A 20,517-nucleotide genomic window follows, 5' to 3' on the forward strand; every position below is an offset into this window, starting at 1 on the left:
CTCGGAGGTGGCACCACCTGGACAACCGAACCGGCCGGCCACTGGATGTCCGCGCGAGTCGGGAGGCTGTGATGGGGACAGTAATCGGCGACCTGCTGCCGCTTGCAGTGGGGGTGGCGGTATCACCGATACCCATCATCGCCGCGATCCTGATGCTGCTCGGCACCCGGGCCGGGTCGACCAGCATCGGCTTTGCCGCGGGTTGGCTGGTCGGAATCGTCGCTGCCACCGTTGTTTTTGTCCTTCTCGGCGGTGTGGCCGACCCCTCCGACGACGGGCCGTCGACCACCTCGTCGTGGATCAAGCTGGTACTCGGACTGCTACTGCTGGCGGTCGGAGTCCGCCAATGGCGCGCACGTACCGGACCCCATGCCACACCGGCATGGATGGCCGCAATCGACGAGATGACCGCGGTCAAAGCCGTCGGCCTCGGTTTCGCATTGGCCGCCATCAATCCGAAGAACTTGCTGATGTGCGCGGCCGCCGGCGTCACGATAGGCGCCGGCGCGTTGAGTGTCGGCAGCACCGTCGTAGCCGTCGCAGTGTTCTCTGTCCTGGCAGCGATGACGGTCCTGATACCCGTACTGGCCTACCACCTGGCCGCAGATCGCCTTCGAGAGCCGCTCGCACACCTCAAGGAATGGCTCCAAGCCAACAACACCACTGTGATGAGCGTGCTCATCCTCGTGATCGGCGTGGTGCTGCTCGGCAAGGGGCTCGGCGGTCTGCTCTGACGATAGAACTGTCGCCCCGCAGAAGGAAGGCATGACACCGCTGTGATGACACTGTTCGGGTCGCTTCGCGGCTACCGGCGAGCCTACGTTCGCCCTGATGTCGTCGCGGGCCTCACCGTGTGGGCGGTGCTGGTGCCCGAAGCCCTCGCCTATGCGGCCATCGCCGGCGTGCCCGCGGTGGTTGGGCTCTACGCAGCGGTCCCGGCACTGGTGCTCTACGCCGCAGCCGGGAGTTCCCGGCATCTGGTGGTCGGGCCCATGTCGGCCACTGCCGCGTTGTCTGCCGCCATGGTCGGGCCGATCGCCGAAGGCAACCCACAACTGTTCGTCGCCGCCACGGCAGCCATCGCGTTGGTCGCCGGCCTGGTCGCCCTGCTCGCCGGCACCCTACGGATGGGGTTCATCGCCTCGTTCATCTCCGAACCGGTCCTCAAAGGATTCATCGTCGGACTGGCGCTCACCATCATCATCGGACAGGTTCCCAAACTCGTCGGCGCCCCCAAGGGCTCGGGCAACTTCTTCGAACAAGCGTGGGCATTCCTCCGGGACGTGCCTGAAGCTGATGGACTCACAGCGTTGCTCGGCGGGGTCAGCCTGGCCGTGGTCCTTGGCGTCAGGCGATGGATACCGTTGGTGCCCGGGTCCCTGCTTGTAGTGCTCGCCGGAATCGGGGCGGTGTGGTTGTTTGGTCTCGATGACCGCGGCGTAGACATTGTCGGTGACATCAACCCGGGTCTGCCTGCGGTCGGACTTCCACCCGAGGTGTCCGCGCACCAGTACCTCGAACTGGTCGGCCCCGCTGTCGGCATCGTGCTGATCGGGTTTGCCGAAGGACTCGGCGCAGCGAAAACCTACGCCGCCACAGCCGGATACACGATCGACGCCAACCGCGAATTGCTCGGCCTAGGCGCCGCAAACCTCGGATCGGGGCTGTCCTCGGGGATGATCGTCAACGGCAGCCTCTCCAAAACCGCTGTCAACGGCGGCGCGGGCGCCAAAACTCAAGTCAGCGGCCTCCTGGTCGCCGCGCTGACAGTGCTCACTCTGCTGTTCCTCACCGGACTGTTCGAAAAGCTTCCCGAAGCCACCCTGGCGGCAGTCGTCATCGCAGCGGTCGTAGAACTCGTCGATCTCCCTGCACTGCAACGCCTCTACCGCGTATGGACCACGCGGCTGGGAAGCATCTACGGTCACGCCGCCAGAGCCGACTTCGTTGCAGCCATCACCGCGCTCGCCGGCGTGCTGATCTTTGACACGTTGCCGGGATTGATCATCGGGATTGCCGTATCAATGCTGCTTCTGCTCTACCGCGTATCGCGGCCGAATGTGACCACCCTGGCCCATGAAGACAATCGATGGGTCGACACCGCAACGCACCCAGCACTACCCGAGATTTCCGGCGTGAAAGTCGTTCGGGTGGAGGCTGGTTTGTTCTTCGCCAACGCCGACCATGTCCGCGACCACATCACAAACCTGGCCACACCCCCGGTCAACACCATCGTGCTCGACGCGGAGACGTCACCGTTCATCGACGTCAGTGCAGTCACCATGCTCGTCGAACTGCACAACGCTTTGAACCGCCTCGGAGTTCACTTCCGGGTCGCCAGAGACATCGGACAATTCCGCGATGTCATACACGCCGCGGCTCCCGGATCGTCTCTACGCATCTATCCCACCGTCGCCGACGCACTCGAGGCCGACCCGCCGCCCTCGTAGGCCGTCCACCCGGGGGGCGGCACCGAACGCGGGTGCAGTTTTCGACATCGACTCTCTCGACATCACCGCGGGCCCAGACGTCGCGTTCGCCGTAGCGCTCGTGCGGTGCGGACACCCCGACGAACTGGACGCGTATCCGGACCGCCGATTACGACTGACCGTCGGCCTGCGCAAGATGAGCGACCGCTGGGTGGTCACCCACGAGCACCATTCCTTTGCATACACAGATGACGCTGAGAGCTGACCGCAATCGAATGCCCGACGACGCACACATCATCAGCGGATAAAGATACTTCGCGCGCCGAATAAAGAGCGCGACGTTTCGACGACGTCAACTGTTGTTCTCCGTAAATCCTCTCGTCGTATTCGCATTCGCGTCGGCGAAAGACACTAGCGGTGCTAATCTCCGGCCATGAATATACGCGGTGTCCAAACACCCAAACGTTCTCTCTGGCAAAGAAAATCAGCTATCGCGTTGTCGCTGTTGGTCAGTGTTTCCGTAGTGGCGGCCGGTTGCAGCAATAGCGACTCGACGAGCGAGACCTCATCGACCACCAGTGCACCCAGTTCGACGGGCGAAAGCAACGGCGAAATCGACGGCCAATTCGGCATTCCGGAGTTCTATGAACCCCCGTCACCGCTGCCCAGCGGCGAGCACGGTGAGCTGATTCGCAAAGAAGAGATCGATGCGCCCGAAGGCGCACGGGCCTGGCGCATCCTCTACCTGTCAGAGCTGCACGACGGCACACCCGTTGCGGTGTCAGGCTTTGTGGTCGCACCGGAAGGCGCCGCACCCGAGGGTGGACGAAAGGTTGTCGCCTGGGCGCACGGCACGGAGGGCGGCGGCCGCAACTGCGCCCCGTCACTGGCTCCCAAACCGGCCGTCGAACTGGTCGACTACTTCACGTACACCAGCACATTGCAGCAAGATTCGGGCGTACCCGCACTCTCGGAGATGCTCGAAGCCGGATACGTCGTCGTGGCAACCGACTACCAGGGGCTGGGCACTCCGGGCATTCAGCAGTACACGGTGCTCGAATCGGAATCGAACAACATCTGGGACTCGGTGAAAGCCGCGCAGAAAATCGACGAGACCGGCGCCGGCGACGACATGGTGGTTCTCGGCTGGTCGCAAGGCGGCGGAGCATCGGTGTGGATGTCACAGAACCAGGACTACGGCGCCCCGTTACGATTGCTCGGCACAGCAGGTTTGGCCCCCGCGGCCGACAACGGCCCTCAGTTCGCCAGGCAGGTCCCACCCGGACCGAGCAACGCGACATCGCCCGCGCACGCGGTTGCACTGCAATTGAACGTCTTTCGCGGTCTGGCCGCCGCCTACCCTGAGCTCAAGGTGTCCGACGTGGTGACCAAGGCAGGCGAGGAGGCCATGGTGGGGGCAGCGCAGCAGTGCATCAGCCATCTCGCCTACGTCATCAACTCGAACCTGACCACGCCGCCAGGAGAGACCCTCCTCAACCCCAACATCCCGGCAGATTGGCAGCAGCGCCTCAACGAGAACACCGTCGGCTACAGCGCACCGAAGGTTCCGGTACTGGTGATGCAAGGCACCGCGGATACCGTGGTCAACCCCAACGGCACCACCCAATACATCGCCCGCGCATGTGGATTCGGCCAGCCGGTGGAGTACACGATGTACGAGGGTGCCACGCACCAGACCATCCCGAACGACTCGAAGTCCGAGTACCTGGAATGGTTCGCCGACCGCTTCGACGGTATTCCCGCACCCTCGAACTGCGCGCCCCCCGGAAGTCCTCAGACCGCGCCGTCGCCGATCCCGACGCCGGCGCCGCTCATCCCGGCTCCGACAACGCCTTCGGCACCAGCACCAACCCCATAGGCCAGAACCGCAATTGCCGGCATCCCCGGTCGCCACGCCCGATTCGGTGTGAACGACCGGGGATTGTCGGACTTTTTCGCGCACCCGAGACTTCCAGCGCACACGGGCTCGCGCACTACTCGTGGGGTGGCTCGCCGGTCACCATGTGGTCGGCGTGGTTGATTCCTTCGAGAATCAGCCGGGTCAGGTGCCCGTCTACGATCCGGTAGATGACCCGGCGGCCTTCCTTACGGGTAGTGACCAGGCCGCTGAAACGCAGCTTGGCCAGATGTTGGCTCACAGACGTCTTGGAGCTTCCGGTCTGTTCGATGAGAGCGGCGACATCAGCCTCACCGCGAGTGAGAATCCACAAGATATGCAGGCGAGTCGGATCGGCCAGCATGCGAAAGGTGGCGGTCGCGGTGTCCAGGCGCTGACGATCGGGCGCCCCATGATGGACCAGGCTCGCGGTAGATGCCTCGGTCACCGGCTTCATCACATCTACCTTCCCGCAGAGACCACCTCGAGTCGCGCCGGCCAGATCCGGGCAGCGACCAATGCTGCGAGTGTAGCGAGCACCGTTGATGCCAGCGATGCGCTGACCTGCCCGATGTGGGCACCGACCCAACCGGCCAGCGGGTAAGTCAGCATAAAACAGGCATGTGACAGCGAGAATTGCGCAGTGAACACCGACGACCGATTCTGCTCATCGGAGTAGGCACGCAACAGCCGCGCGGACGGCGTCGTGATCAGCGACGTCCCCGCACCCAGCACGATCCAGACCGCGCCCAGCACAATCCATCCCGCTGTCGTGGGGGGTGCTATCACCAGAAACAGAGTTGTGACCGCCAACCCGGTAGCCACCGTCACCGATCCGGTCATCATCACCCGGCGATCAGGCAACGAGGCGAGCAATCGAGGCAGCACCAGCGCCACCACCATGGAGCCGGCACCAAAACACCCCAGCGCCACCGCAACTCCGGTGTTCGACCCGCCCAACAGTTCGCGTACGTACACCACCGTGTTGACCACCACCAGCGCGGTCGCCGCAGCGACCACCATGTTCAAGGCCAGCAACCCGCGCAGGACCGGGCTCGCAGCCATTACCCGCGAACCGAGTGTCATCCGGTCGATCAGCCGCAGCGATCGATCAGCCGGGATCGTCCGCGGCAGCACCGTCGAGATCACCAACAACGCCGACGCGACGAACCCGGCAACAGTGCCCAGGAACAGGTAGTTGTAGCTGACCACCGCCAGCAGCGCTGCCGCCAGCACCGGGCTCACCAGCGATTCGAGGTCGTAGGCCAGCCGCGACAACGACAAACCGCGCGTGTAGTCGTCTTCCTTGACCAGGACGGCCGGAATGATCGACTGGAAAGCCGGCGTGAAGGTCGCCGACGCGGCCTGCAACACAAAAATCAGTACATACACTTGCCACGTCTGATCGACGAGCGGCAACAGCACCGCCACCGCGGCCCTGACCACATCCGCTCCAACCAGCAACACTTTGCGGGGTACACGATCGGTGAGTGCGGAAATCACCGGCGCCACAGCAACATACGCCACCATCTTGATCGCCAGCGCAGTCCCCAGCACCGCGCCGGCTCGAGATCCGGCCAGGTCGTACGCCAACAGACCCAACGCCACGGTCAGCAGCCCTGTCCCCAAGAGTGCCACCACCTGAGCTGCGAACAACCGGCCGAACGTCCGGTTACGCATGATCTCCAGCATCGCCCGCGACCCCTTCATCTCGTGCCCGCTGCGGCCACTCGAGATCAATCTTAGTCGCATAGCTGCGCAACTGCGCAACTGTTGGACGTGCGCAACGCTCGGCAATCGTCAGCGGTGGCGCGGTCCCCATGATCGTTGAGACAGCAGACGCATCCCGTTGAGTGCGACGATGACCGTCGAGCTCTCGTGGCCGGCCACGCCCAGCGGCAATGGCAGCGTGGCGGCCAGGTCCCAGATCACCAGGGTGACGATGAACGCTGCGGCGATGGCGAGGTTGGCGACCACGATTCGGTGCGCTCGTTGCGAGAGCCTGATGACGTTCGCGAGCGCCGAGAGATCGTCGCCGATGAGTACCGCGTCTGCGGTATCAAGAGCCAGATCGGATCCCTTGCGGCCCATGGCAACACCCGCGTGAGCGGTCGCGAGAGCCGGCGCATCATTGACCCCATCCCCGACGACCAGCACGGTACGGCCTTGGTGCTGCAGCTCCCGGACGGCGGCGGCTTTGTCCTGTGGCAGCAATTCGGCGCGGATGTCAGTGATGCCTATCCGTCCGGCGATGGCGTCCGCCACCCGCGGATTGTCTCCGCTCAACAGAATGGGGGTCCGTCCGGTCAGTGTCGTGAGCGCCGCGACTGTCTCTGAGCTCTCGGCCCGGATGGTGTCGCGTAGACCGAGCAGTCCCACCGGATTGTGGTCGACACTGACAACAACAACGGTGAGTCCGGTTTGTTCGAGCTCCACCACGAGAGTGTCGAGTCCGGACTCGTCCGAGGTGCCAGGCCCGTGTGCCCGCGGCCGGCTGACGTCGATGCGCTGCCCGTCAATCGTGCCGAATACCCCTGCGCCCGGGGTGGATCCGAACCCGATTGCCTGCTGCGATGGATGTCCGGCATGGTCGGCGGCTGCAGTGATGGCTGCGGCAAGAGGGTGTTCGCTGTGCCGTTCGACCGCTGCTGCCATCGCAAGGATCTCCGATTGGTCTACCGCGGTGCCGGGAAGACTGCGGATCGTCTCGAGGCGTGGGGTTCCCTCGGTGACCGTGCCGGTCTTGTCGAAAGCAACCAAGTCGATGGCCCGGAGTTGCTCCATCACAACGGCCGACTTGACCAGCACACCGTTTCGGGCGGCGGTGGCCATGGCTGCGAGCAGGGGCGGCATGGTCGCCAGCACCACCGCACATGGTGATGCGACGATCATGAACGTCATCGCCCGTAGCAACGCAGAATCGAGTTCTGCTCCGAAAAGCAAAGGTACAGCGAAAATTACGAGCGTGGCCGCCACCACGATGGTCGAGTAATACTGTTCGACCCGCTCGATGAACAACTGGGTTGCGGCCTTGGTCGACGAAGCTTCTTCGACCATCGTCACGATCCGTGCGATGACGGTATCCGAGGGTTCTCTGTCGACCCGGATGGTCAAGGCGCCGGTGCCGTTCATGGTCCCCGCAAACACCTCGGCACCGGGCACTTTCTCGGCCGGCATCGACTCACCGGTGATCGTCGACTGGTCGACGTCGCTTGCGCCCGAGACCACAGTCCCATCGCCGGCGATCCGCTCGCCCGGACGGACCATGATGATGTCGCCGAGGGCGAGGTCAGCCGCGTCGACCGTTGTCTCGTTGCCTCGTTCGTCGACCCGGCATGCTTGTGCAGGCGCCAAGTCCAACAGTCCCCGAACCGAATCGGCCGTGCGTCGGGTCAAGACCGCTTCGAGTGCGCCCGAGGTAGCAAAGATGACGATCAGCAGGGCGCCGTCGAAGATCTGGCCGATCGCCGCGGCACCGATGGCGGCCACGATCATGAGCAAGTCGACGTCAAGGGTGCGCTCGCGCAGCGCGCGTAGACCCTCGAGAGCCGGTTCCCACCCGCCGGCCACGTAGCACGCCAGATACGCCGCCCAGAATGTCCATGAAGGTAGCGACGACAGCTGCAGAATCAAGCCGAAGACGAACAGCGCCAACGCAAGCGAAGCCCAGCGAACCTCATCGATGGACAACAATCGGGTACCGCGCTTGGTGTGTGCAACGCCGCCGGCGGCCGTGACCGGAGTAGGTGTTTCTGTCGTCATGCCAGCTTCCGCACTCGGGAACGTCGTTTCACCCGAACCATACACGCACGCATGAAGAGGTGTACATGCGTGCACATTGACTATGATCAGTGCATGGGTCACGGAGTCGAGGGCAAAACAGCGCCGCCGGCGCATCTTGATGCCGAGTCCGCCGCAACCGTTGCCGCGACGTTGCAGGCATTGGCCACCCCAAGCCGGTTGCGGATCCTCACCGAGCTACGCCACAGCCCCCTCGGAGTCACCGCCCTGGCCGAAGCCGTCGACATGGAGCAGTCCGCGGTCTCGCATCAGTTGCGCCTACTTCGGGCGTTGGGGTTGGTCACCGGCACCAGGGCGGGACGCAACGTCACCTACCGGCTCTACGACAATCACGTCGCGATGCTGCTCGATGAGGCGATCTACCACATCGAACACCTGGGTCTGGCCGATCGCGATGCAACGGGCGATACCGCGTGAGAAGAACATCTGACACACCGCCGAAGTCCGGCATTTGCGGTCCCGCTGGATAGACTTCGGGTGTGACAGCCGAAGCGGAGCTCGTGTTTCGCCTCTCCGGCGGTGTCACTGTCACTTTCGGTGGTCGTGAAGCCGATCCCCGCGTAGTCGGCGGACCGAGATGTGCGTTGGTCCTCGGGTTTCTCGTGGTCAACCGGCATCGCGACGTGTCGTTGGAAGAACTCGCGGAGGCCGTGTGGCCGGCTGACCGCCCGCAGTCGTGGAACGCGGCTCTCCGCATTCTCTTCTCACGGATCAGGGACACCTTTCGTCTCGTCGGATTACCCGCGGACGGCCTCCGTTCGCGAAGCGGCGGTGTTCGTTTGACGCTGCCCGCGTCGCTGCGATCTGATCTGGAACTCGCCGAGATGTACTGCGACACCTCACCCGGCGACCCGCAGGCGGTACTGCACAACGCCCGAAAAGCGCTGCAATTGCTCACTTCTGCGCCCTTGGACGGCATCATCGGGTCGTGGGCTGACCACGTGCGTGCAGAGGCGACGCGGATTCGGATCAGGGCTCTGGAGATCGACGCCGAGGGGTCACTGAGGGCAGGTGAGTATGCGCGCGCCACGCAGTCGGCCCAGTCCATCATCGCCATCGATCCCTTCCGTGAGAACGCCTATCGGATCGCCATGAGCGGATACATGGCCTTGGGTGAACGGGGCCAAGCGTTGGCGACGGCGGCCAGGTGCCGGCAGGCGCTGGCCGAGGAGTTGGGCACGACGCCTTCCGCGGAGACCGAGAACCTCTATTTCGAGATACTGCGCAGCGACGACCACCCGATGCGAGTCACCGTGGCGGCCGCCACGCCGTCGATCGAGAACAACGCGGTCAGAATCGAACGCACGGCCGAACGGATCACCATCGACGAGGCCGTGATCGGTGCCGCTCAGGGGCGCGGCCAGTTCATCGCGGTCGTGGGCGAAGCCGGCACCGGCAAAACCACCCTCGTTCTCGAAGCAATGGACCGCGCACGCGCGGCGGGAACAACGGTCTTGTTCGGTCGGTGCAGCGAGGAGTCGCTGGTCTCCTTCGAGCCGTTTGTCGAGGCGATCGGTCGTGAACTCGACGATTTGGACCCGGTGACCGTGCAGGAGCGGCTCCGCACCGCCGGCCAGGGCCTTGTGAAGTTGGTCCCGCAGAGAATGTGGGAATCCAGTGACCTCCTCGTCTCCTCGGTCGAGGACGACGACCGGGCATTGACCATGTCGGCCGTCCTCGAGTGGCTCACCTCACCCACGCGGCGATCCCCCACGATGCTGGTGGTCGACGACCTGCACTGGGCGTCCACGGCCACTCTGGACGTGCTGCGTTTCGTCATCCATGGATCCGAATCTGCCGGTCTCACAATCATTGTGACCGTGCGGGAAGAGTTCACCGACCGCGCAGATCTTCGCTCGGTGTTGATCAGCCCGTCCAGAACTCGCGGTGTGCAGCGCATCGAGCTGGGTGCGTTCGACGTTGCACAGGTGGCGGCCATGGTCGAGGCGTCGGGCAGCGACCTCGATCCGGCGGCTCTGCACGACCGGACGGGCGGGTTGCCCTTCTTTGTCTCGTCACTGCTTGCGACCGACGCCCTCCGGTCACAACAACAACTTCCGACATCCGTTGCGGAGTCGGTCGCCCACCGGATCAGAGTCCTCGGTGCCGATGCGTTGGAGGTGATGGAGGTCTGTTCGGTCATCGGTCTGGTGTCACCGCGGGGTGTACTGCGATCGGCCGTGGAGCCCATGGACGACGGCGCTTTCGCGGCCGCGATCGACGAGCTCTCCCAAGCACGCTTGATCACAGAGTTCGTCTCATCCAGCGAGGTGATGATCCGCCACGCCCTGGTTCAAGAGTCCGTCTACGTTCAGATGCCAGGCGTTCGTCGTGTCCACGCGCATTCCCGGGTCGCCCGCGCATTCGAGGACCACGGAGTCGATCACGAGCCAGATGGGTTCGCGCGGATGGCGTATCACCTGAGTCACGGGCTGGACTCCGACCGCCCCCGCTCAGTGGAGTACTCCATCCGGGCCGGCGATGCGGCCAACTCGATCGGCGCCTACGAAGACGCTGTCTCGCTGTACCAGTTCGCTGCCGAGCGCCTCACCCCACGCGGCGATTCGTCTGCGCGTTGCCGGCTCCTCATCAAGTTGGGGCGGGCACAGCGCAAAGCGCGCAATCCGGCGTTCCGTTCGACTCTGCTCGGCGCTGCGGCGATGGGACGCCGACTCGGCGATGTCGACCTGCACGTGTCCGCGACACTGGCGAACAACTTGTACGGAATCCTCTACGTACACATACACATCGACCACGAACGCATCGCCAGCCTCAACGATGCCCTGCACGCGCTCGAGGCGACCGGCCGCGACGACGGCTCGTCGACGGCCCACCTACTGGCGCAACTGGCTATCGAACAGATCTGGACCACCGACCACCACACCAGACGTGACCTTCTCCTCCGAGCAATCGACGCCGCCCGAGCAGCCGACGACACCGATGCACTCATCGCAGCACTGTCAGCGGTATTGGTCTCCCTGCGCACACCGCATATGGCCACCATCCGCCAAGACGCCTACGAAGAGCTGGAAAAGATCAGCAGCATCGCGCCGACGCGCACGCTCGACCCCATGCTCACCGTGTGGTTGGCGCGCGCGCAGGTGGTGAACGGCGAATTGGCGAAAGCTCAGCACACAATCGGCAGAGTTTCCGCGGCCCACACGAGCCGCGATCGCGAGCTGGCATGGCTCGTTTCGAGTATCCAATTCGGCATAAGCCTTGCCGCCGGGCGTCTTTCCCAGTGCGACCAGCAGCTCGAGGAAATTCGGAGCATTCCTGCCTCACCGATCGAGACCTACTCCTTCGGTCGCCTTCTCGCATTCGTATGCGGCTTGCGGACTCTGCGAGGCGACATGCGTGAAATAGTCGACGCTGCAGACGACATGACCGAACGCTTCGACCTCGTCAGTTCATACCGGCCGATTCTCGCCCTGGCGATGGCAGATGTCGGCGACACCGAATCCGCGGTCCGCCTGTTGTCCTGGTACGACAAGCCACGCGTCGCGGCCATCGAGGTGAATCACGTATGGGCCAGCTCGATAGCCGTTCTGGGTCGGGCGGCCGCGCAAATCGGCAACACCATCGTCTGCGAGGCGGTCTACGAACTGATGGTCGATCATGCCGATGAAACGATCAGCGCGGTGGCTGTCGTGTACGGCGTGACCCACCATCATCTGGCGGACTTGTCGATCGCACTGGGGCAGTACGATCGCGCGAGGCGACACCTCGACGATGCGCTGCGTGTGCACCGTGCCCGTGGATTCGACGCTTGGTACGCCGAAACCCTTTATCTCGAAGCACTTCTGGCCGCAAAGTCATCCGGCCGACAACCTACAGATGCGATCGAGCGCGCGCGTCGTGCCGCGGACGACACCGGGGCCACCGCAGTGCGCAGACGTATCGACGCACTGGCCGGTCGGTGGAAGTCGTGACGCGACATTTGTCGATGCCTGCTCGATGAAGTCGCAACATGCGACCACTGCCCGCCGCGACGGAGAGGCACCATGCTGTATCAAACGGCCCACTGGGCGGGACCACCCTCCCGGTTCAGGAGGCTGGCAGACGTCAGACCCGATCCTCGATCGTCATCGACCCAAGGGGAACGAATGCACCGCGGAACAGACCAGGAGGTCATGTGACGGAGACATGGTATGCGGGCGGTAGGGTCGCGGACGGTTCTGGCGCAGAGCCTTCGGTTGCCGACGTCTGTGTGACGGATGGCGTCATCACAGCCATCGGCAGTGCGCCTGCGGGCGCGACGACGGTGGATCTTGACGGCAGGCTCCTCACCCCCGGGCTGATCGATGCTCACGTTCACCTGGGCCTGTCCAGCCCCATCAGGGCGCAGTTCGGATTCGAACTGTCGGTTGCCGAGATTGCAGCAGACATTTTCACGGCGGCGGCATTCGCGGTCGACGCCGGCTTCACGACAGTTCGCGACACCGGCGGCATCGACCGCGGAGTCGTCGACGTCCTCGCAAAAGGCAAGATGAGAGGTCCGCACGTGCTTTCTTGCGGCCCTGTCCAGTGCCAGATCGGCGGGCACGGTTACTACGGGGCCGATTGGGAGCCAACGGAGCTGTGGACCGAACACCACATTCCTGGACTGTGCGCACTGTCGTTGATGTCGGGCAACGCCGACGAGCTCCGTAGGAACGTCCGCGAGACGTTCCGCAGAGGCGCCACCTTTCTCAAACTGTGCGTTACCGGTGGTGTGGTCGGAGGCCACGATCGCCTCGCCGACACACAGTTCACCATCGAGGAGATCGCGGTGGCCGTGCAGGAAGCCGCAGCGCGTGGCACTTACGTGACCGTCCACGCACATGGCAGTGCGGGTATCCGCAACGCGGTACGGGCCGGCGTGCGGTGCGTCGAACATGGCACCGACATCGACGAATCGACCGCATCTCTGATGCACGAACATGACGTGGCCTTGGTCCCCACCTTCTCCGTACTCGATCAGCTCTTCAGCGACGGGGTGACGGACGTGGACCCCTCAACCGCCGACCGGGCGACCGGAGTCCGGCAACGGATGGCGTCCGCCCTCGAGACAGCGCGCTCGACCGGCCTGAGAATTGGTCTGGGTTCTGACCTCATCGGTCCGAACCAGCAACGAAGGGGTGCGGAACTGCAAGTGCGCTCGGAGCTGGAATCCCCGATGCAGGCATTGGTGTCTGCAACGAGCGTCAACGCGGACATCCTCGGCGTGGGCGAAACCGTCGGAATGGTGCGTGTTGGAATGCGAGCCGACCTCGTCGTGTGGCAGAGCGACCCCCTCGAAGATGCAAGTGTCTTCGCAAACCCGGACATGGCCGTTCTCGTTGTCAAGAGCGGCGCGATAGCAAAGGACATTCGATGAGCACCATGTTGCACGGTTGCCTGGCTGACACGGACTACCTCGAAGTGACGTCCCGGTCGGGGCGCCGCTTCGGTGTCTGGATCACCACTCCTCCCGGCTACGAAGACTCGGCGCAAACGCTGCCCTTGATCTACGTATTGGACGGGAACTGGACGGTCGGGTACACGGCGCCGCTCGTCGTCGCGCAACAAGATCCGTTTCTGAACATTGCGCCCTACATCCAGGTGAGCGTCGGTTATGCCGGCGATGACGCGTCCGACTGGTCCCGGCTTCGCAACCGTGATCTCGTTCCCGCCGGGGAGCCGGTGGGCGATGACGTGGTGGCTGCGTTGGCCACGGCTCGCGAGACAGGGATGATGAGCCAAGAAGACATAGACGCCTATATGGAACGACTATCGGACTGCGATGCCGACGCATTTCTCGACTTCCTCACGAGCGAGCTCCACCCGCGGTTGCAATCGCGCCTTCGTGTCAGCGACACCGGTCACGGTCTGTTCGGGTACTCGTATGGAGGACTTTTCGCTCTGTACGCGTGGCTTCGTGGCGGGACACCGTTCGCCACGGTCGGCGCCGGCACTCCTGGCATCAGCAGTCCGGACAGTCAGTTGTTCGACCTGATTCGCACTCACCAGGAACGCGACAACGGCGAGTTGGGCACTCCCCGCCTACACGTCACCCTGAACAAGGTCGAGGTCCTGGGTGATATGCCCGTGTACCGCGGCATCGCCCGCAATGTCCTGAGGGCGCTGGAAGAGTTGCGAGCCAGCAGTCGCTCAGACTCCATTTCGACGTCGATGCTCGACGAGACGCACGCGACCGGGGTACAGGCATCCTTCTTGAGCTATCTGAAGAACTGTCACGTCCGGTGATTGTGGCCTCGGCCGCGAGTCGTCGGACGTACGTACCCGACCGAAGACCGCAGTAACACAGCTGATACGACTGCACTGATGTGCGGGAGCGCCTCTCGCGTGTTGTGAGGAGAGTGCAATGCCCACCAACGACCTGCAGTCGCTCGTCGACGAGCTGGCCGGTCGACTCCACCGGTCTGTGGCCATCGACGACCCCTCGATCCGGCTCCTCGCCGCCAGTCGACACTTCGGCGACGAAGACTCCCTGCGGATCACCTCCATCCTGAATCGTTCGGTACCCGACGAAGTGACCCGGCCTCTCCTCGCTCTCGGAATTGGCACGTGGACCAAACCGGGCCGCGCCCATCTCGATGTGCCCGGAAGCGAGAACCGGCTTTGTGTGCCCGTCCGCTGCAAGAGTCTGCTGCTCGGCTTCCTCTGGCTTATCGACAACGAGGCAAATCCCCTGACAGAGTCCGACGTCGAGATGGCGGAGGATACCGCCGCACGCGCGGGCGTGATCCTCTACGAACGGTTGTTACTCCGTGAACGATCAGATCTTCGTCGCGAGGAAGTACTTCGCAACCTCGTCACCTCAACCGAAGAGGTCAGGAGACGGGCAGTTGAGGATGTTCACACTGAGCAATTGCTCGTTGACCACGCGACGCACTACCAGGTCATCGCAGTACAACGCGGAATTGCACACCCGGCCGAAACGTCGGACGGCGTAGCAGTAGAAGCAGCGGTGCAGGAAGGGCTCCACACTCTTCCGGACGGCGCCGGCCTGATGGTGGCAGACAGATCTCGCGCGTGGCTACTGCTCGCCCTCCCAGAACCATTGAGTCAACTGCAACTGAGGTCCATCACTCAGCGTATTACGTCGCGCTTCCGGCAGCTGAGTGGAAAGGACGGCCAATTCGTACTCGGTGTCAGCGACACGGTGAACGAACTCGGTCAGGTATTCCGCGCCTATCGACAGGCAGTCGTCGCGGTTCGTGCTGCGTTGCTGATTCCTTCGATAGGGGACATTGCGCGATGGGGACATCTAGGCCCCTACGACATCCTCCTACGACTGTCGAGCGACGAAATTGCTTCCGCTGCAGACGTTTCGCCGCTGAGGGCACTCGAAAACGCTGACCGGCAGCAGGTTCTCGTGAAGACCCTCGATACATTCTTCGACAACGCATGCGACATCAGGCGCACCGCGAACCTGCTTTGCATCCATCGAGCGACGCTCTATCAGAGACTCAAACGCATTGAGCAGGTCACGGGCTGCAGTCTCGACAACGGGGATGACCGCCTCACACTGCATTTGGGACTGAAGATGAAAGCGCTGGCGGCGGCCAACACCGTGTCAACCACCAGCTGGCCCCTCTAGCGGCCCGACGTCGGGACGAAAACTGCTTGCTGGCAGTAGGTCTGACGCCTGATCGACCTCCGGACATAGACACGCGTTGAAACCGCGCCTCAACGCGACAATTGCGCAATACACAGGCTCCATGGTTGAACAATTGCCCATGATGCAGGTCACGTTCTGAGGTTAGTGTTGTCCACGATGCAGGGTCGCGGCACAGAGCGGTAAGCACCTCGTGTGACCGCCTGTCGAACTTCCAGCTCCCGGGAAGTCACATCACTTCAGTTGACCGATAACGCTTTTCACGTCGGCAACAGGAACAACCGCGCATCAACCATCCCCCGTCCAATCCGAAAGGGCCCCGATGTCGAGCAATGTGGAAGATTCGGCCGAACACGTCCGGGTGCAGGATTCGCGCCAACTGACACGCACGCGGCGGCGAGCTCTGCTCGCCGCGTCGACCGGCAACTTCGTCGAATGGTTCGATTTCACGATCTATGGCTTAATGGCTGTGACCCTTGCTGACGTCTTCTTTCCGCCGGACTCTGGCGGTTCCGCACTGCTGGCCGTCTTCGCCGTCTACGGAAGCGCGTTCCTCGCCAGGCCTGCCGGAGCGCTGTTCTTCGGAACCATGGGCGATCGTCTCGGCCGACGCGGTTCTCTGTCCTTGGCAATCGGATTGATGGGTGTGGCTACGGCCGCGATAGGTCTACTGCCGAGCTACGCAACGATCGGGGCCGCCGCTCCCGCGCTTCTTCTAGCCTGCCGGCTGATCCAAGGCTTCTCTGCCGGTGGCGAATTCGCCGGTGCCGCGACCTTTGCGGTTGAACATGCGCCACCCGGACGACGGCCCCTCTACCTGGCTGTCTTCGCTGGATCCACATCACTCGGGCTCGTCGGCGCAACCCTGACCATCCTCGCGTACCGGTCAATGGGCGCTGACGCGTTCGATGGTGGCGGATGGCGATGGCCATTCCTCATCGGTGGCGCACTCGCCATCGCAGGACTGCTTCTGCGCCTCGGCGTCGAGGAGACACCGGTGTTCGAAGCTGTTGCGGCGCAGAACCAGAACTCCACACGACGATTCCCGATGAGGGAATTGCTGGTTCAGCATCGTCGCAAAGTGGTGACTCTGTTCATGTTCTTTGCGTGCCTCGGGGTACTCAACCACATGATGCTCGGCTATATGCCCACCTACCTGGTGATGTCCGCGGGGATCTCGACTGACACCGCACTGGTGTTGACCACCATCGCGATGGTCATCCCGGTCCCCGTGGTGATCGCGTTGAGTGGACTCGTCGAGAAGGTGGGGCGCCGCCCCTTCGTCCGTGTCGGAGCGGTGGGTACAGCGCTCGCCCTTGTTCCCTGCTATCTGCTCATCGGCACAGGCAACCTTCTTGTGATCGGTACCGCGCTGGCCATTCTGATGATGGGTGCAAGTCTGCTGACCACCGGGTTGCTCCCGATCTTGGAACTCCTCCCAGCGCAACTTCGGTACGTCGGAACGGCAGTTCCGTACAACCTTGCCTACGCCGTCTTCGCCGGCACGGCACCACTGGTCAGTCAAGCACTGGTCGACAGCACGGGCAGCGAGCTCGCACCGGCGTTCTACGGCACCGCAATCGCGCTGATCGCGTGCCCATTCATATTTCGCGGTATTCCCGAGACTAAGGGCGCCGATCTTCGAACAGGTCTCCAACAGAGGTGACGGACGTTGGTTCCGGAACATACCCACTCCCGAGTGGACAGAGTCTGTCGGCGCTACAAACCTGGCGTTGCCGTAACCGAAATGTCCACAAATGTAGATAGATTTGCCCGCCGGCCTTCGCGAAGCTTGTGATGTGTGTCGGGTTGCCGTCTTCACCATGCGGTCTGTTCGAAATCATTTGTCTTCTGGGCACTTCCGTGTCCGCAACGCTATGAATCATCTGGAGGTACGATGCCCAAAGGGACCGACGCGGTAATTGTGGGAGCTGGGGTCATCGGAAACTCCATTGCCTACGAACTCGCTGCTCGTGGCTACCGCGTGGTGGTGATAGACAAAGAGGGCGGATCGGGCTTCGGGTCCACCAGTGCCTCGAGCGCGGTGATCCGATTCAATTACTCCACCTTCGACGGGATGGCCGCAGCTTGGGAGGCGGCACATTGCTGGAGGGCCTGGCCCGAGCACCTGGGCGGTGTGGACATAACGGATCTGGCCCGTTTCCGTGAATGCGGCATGGTATTCCTCGATGTGGACATCGCCCCGCGTGAACGCACAGTACGGCTCTTCGACAAGATCGGCGTGAAATACGAACTGTGGGACTCGGACACATTGGCGAATCGGATTCCAGGAATCGACGTCGGTTCCTACTATCCACCGAAACCTGTTCAGTCGGAGGCCTTTTACGCTGACACGGACTCTTCTCTCGGAGCGGTCTACACCCCAGAGGCCGGCTTCGTCGACGATCCCCAACTCGCCGCCGCCAACCTCGGAGTTGCCGCGGTTGCGAACGGGGCCGTCCACTTGTTCCGTACCAAAGTCACTCACATCGAACAACAGCCGTCTGAGCGGTGGATTCTTCACCTGGACAACGGCGACACGGTCGAGGCTCCGATAGTTGTCAACGCCGCCGGCCCGTGGTCGGGCGCCCTCAACGCGATGGCAGGGGTGGGGGCCGACTTCACGGTCACCGTGCGCCCCCTTCGGCAGGAGGTCCATCATGTCGCGGCACCTGCGGGCTACAACCAGGATGTCCGACTCGGCCCGATGATCGCCGACCTCGACCTGGGGACCTACATGCGGCCAGAGCAGGGGGGAGGATTCTTGATCGGTGGCACCGAACCTGAGTGCGACCCCCTGGAGTGGATCGATGACCCCGACAGCGCCAACCCGAACCGCACCGCTGACCGCTTCCAGGCGCAAGTCTTGCGTGCTGCCCGGCGACTTCCCCACTTGTCGGTGCCGTTTCAGCCCAAGGGAATTGCCGGCGTATATGACGCCGCCTCGGACTGGACCCCGATCTACGACAGGACCGATCGGCCGGGCTTCTATGTCGCGATGGGAACCAGTGGCAATCAGTTCAAGAACGCACCTGTTGCCGGGCGATTCCTGGCGACCCTCATCGAGGAGGTCGAGGCCGGGCGCGACCATGATGCAGATCCAGTGTCCTACACGGGCCCGCATACGGGTTCGACCATCAATCTTGGTTCGTTTTCTCGTCGCCGGGATTTCAACACCGAGTCGACCGGAACTGTCTTGGGTTAGGCGCCAGGAAGTCGTCGACCCGTTCGCCTTCGCACGAAGGCACCATCTACCCATTGTCGAACAGGATGGCTGTTCGACCCGTCGATTCGACAGTCGGATTGGATTACGTTGAGCGCTAGTCCTGTTGAAGTCTTTGCCTGTAGTACGGAGCTTGCGGATGAGCTGGCCTCGGCGATGCCCGCAGATCGCCTCGTCACCGACCGCGACGTCATCGCTACGTACCTACACGACGAAGCCGAATGGGCGCCCTACGGCGCGCCACTGCTGGTCGTCCGGCCACGCAGCGCCGAGGAGGTGCAATCCGTCGTTCGGGCCTGCATCGTGCGACACGTCCCCGTGGTCACCCGCGGCGCGGGAACCGGACTGTCCGGCGGTGCCAACGCCATCGACGGTTGCGTCATCGTCTCCTTCGACAAGATGAACACCATCAAGGAGGTCAACTCCCTCGAACGCCTCGCCGTCGTCGAACCGGGCGTCGTCAACGACGACCTCCGCGCTGCCTGCGCCGAGGAAGGCCTCTGGTACCCGCCGGATCCGTCCAGCGCCGCCTGGTCCACCATCGGTGGCAACGTCGCCACCAACGCCGGCGGTCTGTGCTGCGTCAAGTACGGCGTCACCCGGGACTACGTCCTCGGCGTGCAGGTCGTCACCGGCACCGGCGAGCTTGTGCGGCTCGGCCGCCGCACAGCCAAAGGCGTTGCCGGCTATGACCTCGCCGGGCTGATGGTCGGCTCCGAGGGCACCCTCGGTGTCATCACCGAGATCACAGTGAAGCTGCGCCCGCTGCAGGAACCGCAGCGCACCATCGTCGGATACTTCGACTCCACCGTCGACGCTGGGCACGCGGTACGCGCGGTCGCCGAAGACGGCCTCACACCGTCTGCACTCGAGCTGATCGACCGGCAATGCCTCGTGGCAGTGGACGCCTGGAAGAACATGGGCCTGTCCGCCGACGCGAACGTCCTGTTGCTGGGCCGCATCGACACTCCAGGCGCAGTCGGGGACATCGAGGCCGAGCGGATGCTTGCGTGCTACGAACGCGCGGGTGCCACGTGGAGCGCCCAATCCACGAACCAGCAGGAGGCCGACGCGCTGTTCCTGGCCCGCCGACTGGCCTACCCTGCGCTGGAACGCCTCGGGCCCGTCCTCACCGAGGACATCTGCGTTCCGAAAGCCGTTGTCCCCGAGATGCTCACGCGGATCGAGGAGATCGGGCTGCGGTACGACACGCACATCGCTTCCATTGCCCACGCCGGTGACGGCAACCTGCACCCGCTGCTCATCACGCCGAACGACGACGAGGACGCCCGGATAAGAGCGCAAGCCGCGTTCGCGGAGATCATCGACGCGGCGATTCGGTACGGCGGCACCGTCACCGGCGAGCACGGCATCGGTTTGCTCAAGATGGACGGCCTCGCACAGGAACTGGTTCCACCGGTGATGGACATGCATCGGGCAGTCAAGAGCGCTCTCGACCCGCACGGGATCATGAACCCCGGCAAGGTGTTTCGGCTGTGATAGAGCATTCGAAGCGTAAACTCTGATGAACGTGCTGGGTTAGGCGTTCAACGAACGGTCAGGT

General features: G+C 63.4%; 15 protein-coding genes. 12 read left to right on the forward strand and 3 right to left on the reverse strand.

The window, feature by feature from the left end; all coding sequences use genetic code 11:
* Positions 1 to 71: 71 nt before the first annotated feature.
* The 4 genes from KXR83_RS23790 to KXR83_RS23805 all read left to right on the forward strand — a co-directional run bounded on the left by KXR83_RS23790 (position 72) and on the right by KXR83_RS23805 (position 4,308).
* Complete coding sequence (locus tag KXR83_RS23790; RefSeq protein ID WP_437426970.1) at positions 72 to 734, forward strand: GAP family protein; 663 nt, start codon at positions 72 to 74, stop codon at positions 732 to 734.
* 45 nt (positions 735 to 779) lie between these two features.
* Entirely contained in the window at positions 780 to 2,450 is a 1,671-nt protein-coding gene (locus tag KXR83_RS23795) for a SulP family inorganic anion transporter (RefSeq protein ID WP_437426971.1), read from the forward strand.
* Complete coding sequence (locus tag KXR83_RS23800; RefSeq protein ID WP_437426972.1) at positions 2,362 to 2,694, forward strand: nuclear transport factor 2 family protein; 333 nt, start codon at positions 2,362 to 2,364, stop codon at positions 2,692 to 2,694. The genes KXR83_RS23795 and KXR83_RS23800 overlap by 89 nt, the downstream gene beginning before the upstream one ends.
* A 258-nt stretch (positions 2,695 to 2,952) precedes the next feature.
* On the forward strand, positions 2,953 to 4,308 hold the full coding sequence (locus KXR83_RS23805; RefSeq protein ID WP_437426973.1) for a lipase family protein: 1,356 nt from the start codon (positions 2,953 to 2,955) through the stop codon (positions 4,306 to 4,308).
* A 115-nt stretch (positions 4,309 to 4,423) separates the two neighbouring features.
* On the opposite strand, the gene KXR83_RS23810 is transcribed toward KXR83_RS23805, so the two are convergent.
* The 3 genes from KXR83_RS23810 to KXR83_RS23820 form a co-directional block, all read right to left on the reverse strand.
* Complete coding sequence (locus KXR83_RS23810) at positions 4,424 to 4,783, reverse strand: ArsR/SmtB family transcription factor (RefSeq protein ID WP_437426974.1); 360 nt, start codon at positions 4,781 to 4,783, stop codon at positions 4,424 to 4,426.
* Positions 4,784 to 4,788: 5 nt separating this feature from the next.
* Entirely contained in the window at positions 4,789 to 6,018 is a 1,230-nt protein-coding gene (locus KXR83_RS23815) for an MFS transporter (RefSeq protein ID WP_437426975.1), read from the reverse strand.
* A 108-nt stretch (positions 6,019 to 6,126) separates the two neighbouring features.
* Complete coding sequence (locus tag KXR83_RS23820) at positions 6,127 to 8,088, reverse strand: heavy metal translocating P-type ATPase (RefSeq protein ID WP_437426976.1); 1,962 nt, start codon at positions 8,086 to 8,088, stop codon at positions 6,127 to 6,129.
* A 93-nt stretch (positions 8,089 to 8,181) separates the two neighbouring features.
* Between KXR83_RS23820 and KXR83_RS23825 the strand changes: the two genes are divergently transcribed.
* From KXR83_RS23825 to KXR83_RS23860, 8 genes are all read left to right on the forward strand, one after another.
* Entirely contained in the window at positions 8,182 to 8,544 is a 363-nt protein-coding gene (locus tag KXR83_RS23825; protein ID WP_317713747.1) for an ArsR/SmtB family transcription factor, read from the forward strand.
* Between the two features lie 62 nt (positions 8,545 to 8,606).
* Entirely contained in the window at positions 8,607 to 12,059 is a 3,453-nt protein-coding gene (locus tag KXR83_RS23830; protein WP_437426977.1) for an ATP-binding protein, read from the forward strand.
* A 203-nt stretch (positions 12,060 to 12,262) separates the two neighbouring features.
* Positions 12,263 to 13,486: an amidohydrolase family protein gene (locus KXR83_RS23835; protein WP_437426978.1), complete on the forward strand. Its 1,224-nt coding sequence runs from the start codon at positions 12,263 to 12,265 to the stop codon at positions 13,484 to 13,486.
* A complete protein-coding gene (locus KXR83_RS23840) occupies positions 13,483 to 14,355 on the forward strand; it encodes an alpha/beta hydrolase (RefSeq protein WP_437426979.1) in 873 nt (290 codons plus the stop codon). The genes KXR83_RS23835 and KXR83_RS23840 overlap by 4 nt, the downstream gene beginning before the upstream one ends.
* Before the next feature lie 178 nt (positions 14,356 to 14,533).
* On the forward strand, positions 14,534 to 15,712 hold the full coding sequence (locus KXR83_RS23845) for a PucR family transcriptional regulator (protein ID WP_437426980.1): 1,179 nt from the start codon (positions 14,534 to 14,536) through the stop codon (positions 15,710 to 15,712).
* 340 nt (positions 15,713 to 16,052) lie between these two features.
* Positions 16,053 to 17,396 carry an MFS transporter gene (locus KXR83_RS23850; protein WP_437426981.1) on the forward strand — a complete coding sequence of 448 codons (1,344 nt, stop codon included), beginning with the start codon at positions 16,053 to 16,055 and terminating at the stop codon, positions 17,394 to 17,396.
* A 231-nt stretch (positions 17,397 to 17,627) separates the two neighbouring features.
* Positions 17,628 to 18,935, forward strand: a complete 1,308-nt coding sequence (locus KXR83_RS23855) for an NAD(P)/FAD-dependent oxidoreductase (RefSeq protein ID WP_437426982.1) — start codon at positions 17,628 to 17,630, stop codon at positions 18,933 to 18,935.
* Positions 18,936 to 19,109: 174 nt separating this feature from the next.
* Positions 19,110 to 20,453, forward strand: a complete 1,344-nt coding sequence (locus KXR83_RS23860) for an FAD-binding oxidoreductase (RefSeq protein WP_437426983.1) — start codon at positions 19,110 to 19,112, stop codon at positions 20,451 to 20,453.
* Positions 20,454 to 20,517 lie beyond the last annotated feature (64 nt).

Origin of the sequence: Williamsia muralis, from assembly GCF_051487485.1 — a bacterium.
Lineage (GTDB): Bacteria > Actinomycetota > Actinomycetes > Mycobacteriales > Mycobacteriaceae > Williamsia > Williamsia muralis_B.

What these genes read in the sequence shown, in the direction of transcription:
- KXR83_RS23790 (WP_437426970.1), top strand. Translation starts at nt 72, where the DNA reads ATGGGGACAGTAATCGGCGACCTGCTGCCGCTTGCAGTGGGGGTGGCG.
- KXR83_RS23795 (WP_437426971.1), top strand. Translation starts at nt 780, where the DNA reads ATGACACTGTTCGGGTCGCTTCGCGGCTACCGGCGAGCCTACGTTCGC.
- KXR83_RS23800 (WP_437426972.1), top strand. Translation starts at nt 2,362, where the DNA reads ATGTCATACACGCCGCGGCTCCCGGATCGTCTCTACGCATCTATCCCA.
- KXR83_RS23810 (WP_437426974.1), bottom strand. Translation starts at nt 4,783, where the DNA reads ATGAAGCCGGTGACCGAGGCATCTACCGCGAGCCTGGTCCATCATGGG.
- KXR83_RS23815 (WP_437426975.1), bottom strand. Translation starts at nt 6,018, where the DNA reads ATGCTGGAGATCATGCGTAACCGGACGTTCGGCCGGTTGTTCGCAGCT.
- KXR83_RS23820 (WP_437426976.1), bottom strand. Translation starts at nt 8,088, where the DNA reads ATGACGACAGAAACACCTACTCCGGTCACGGCCGCCGGCGGCGTTGCA.
- KXR83_RS23825 (WP_317713747.1), top strand. Translation starts at nt 8,182, where the DNA reads ATGGGTCACGGAGTCGAGGGCAAAACAGCGCCGCCGGCGCATCTTGAT.
- KXR83_RS23840 (WP_437426979.1), top strand. Translation starts at nt 13,483, where the DNA reads ATGAGCACCATGTTGCACGGTTGCCTGGCTGACACGGACTACCTCGAA.
- KXR83_RS23850 (WP_437426981.1), top strand. Translation starts at nt 16,053, where the DNA reads ATGTCGAGCAATGTGGAAGATTCGGCCGAACACGTCCGGGTGCAGGAT.
- KXR83_RS23855 (WP_437426982.1), top strand. Translation starts at nt 17,628, where the DNA reads ATGCCCAAAGGGACCGACGCGGTAATTGTGGGAGCTGGGGTCATCGGA.
- KXR83_RS23860 (WP_437426983.1), top strand. Translation starts at nt 19,110, where the DNA reads ATGCCCGCAGATCGCCTCGTCACCGACCGCGACGTCATCGCTACGTAC.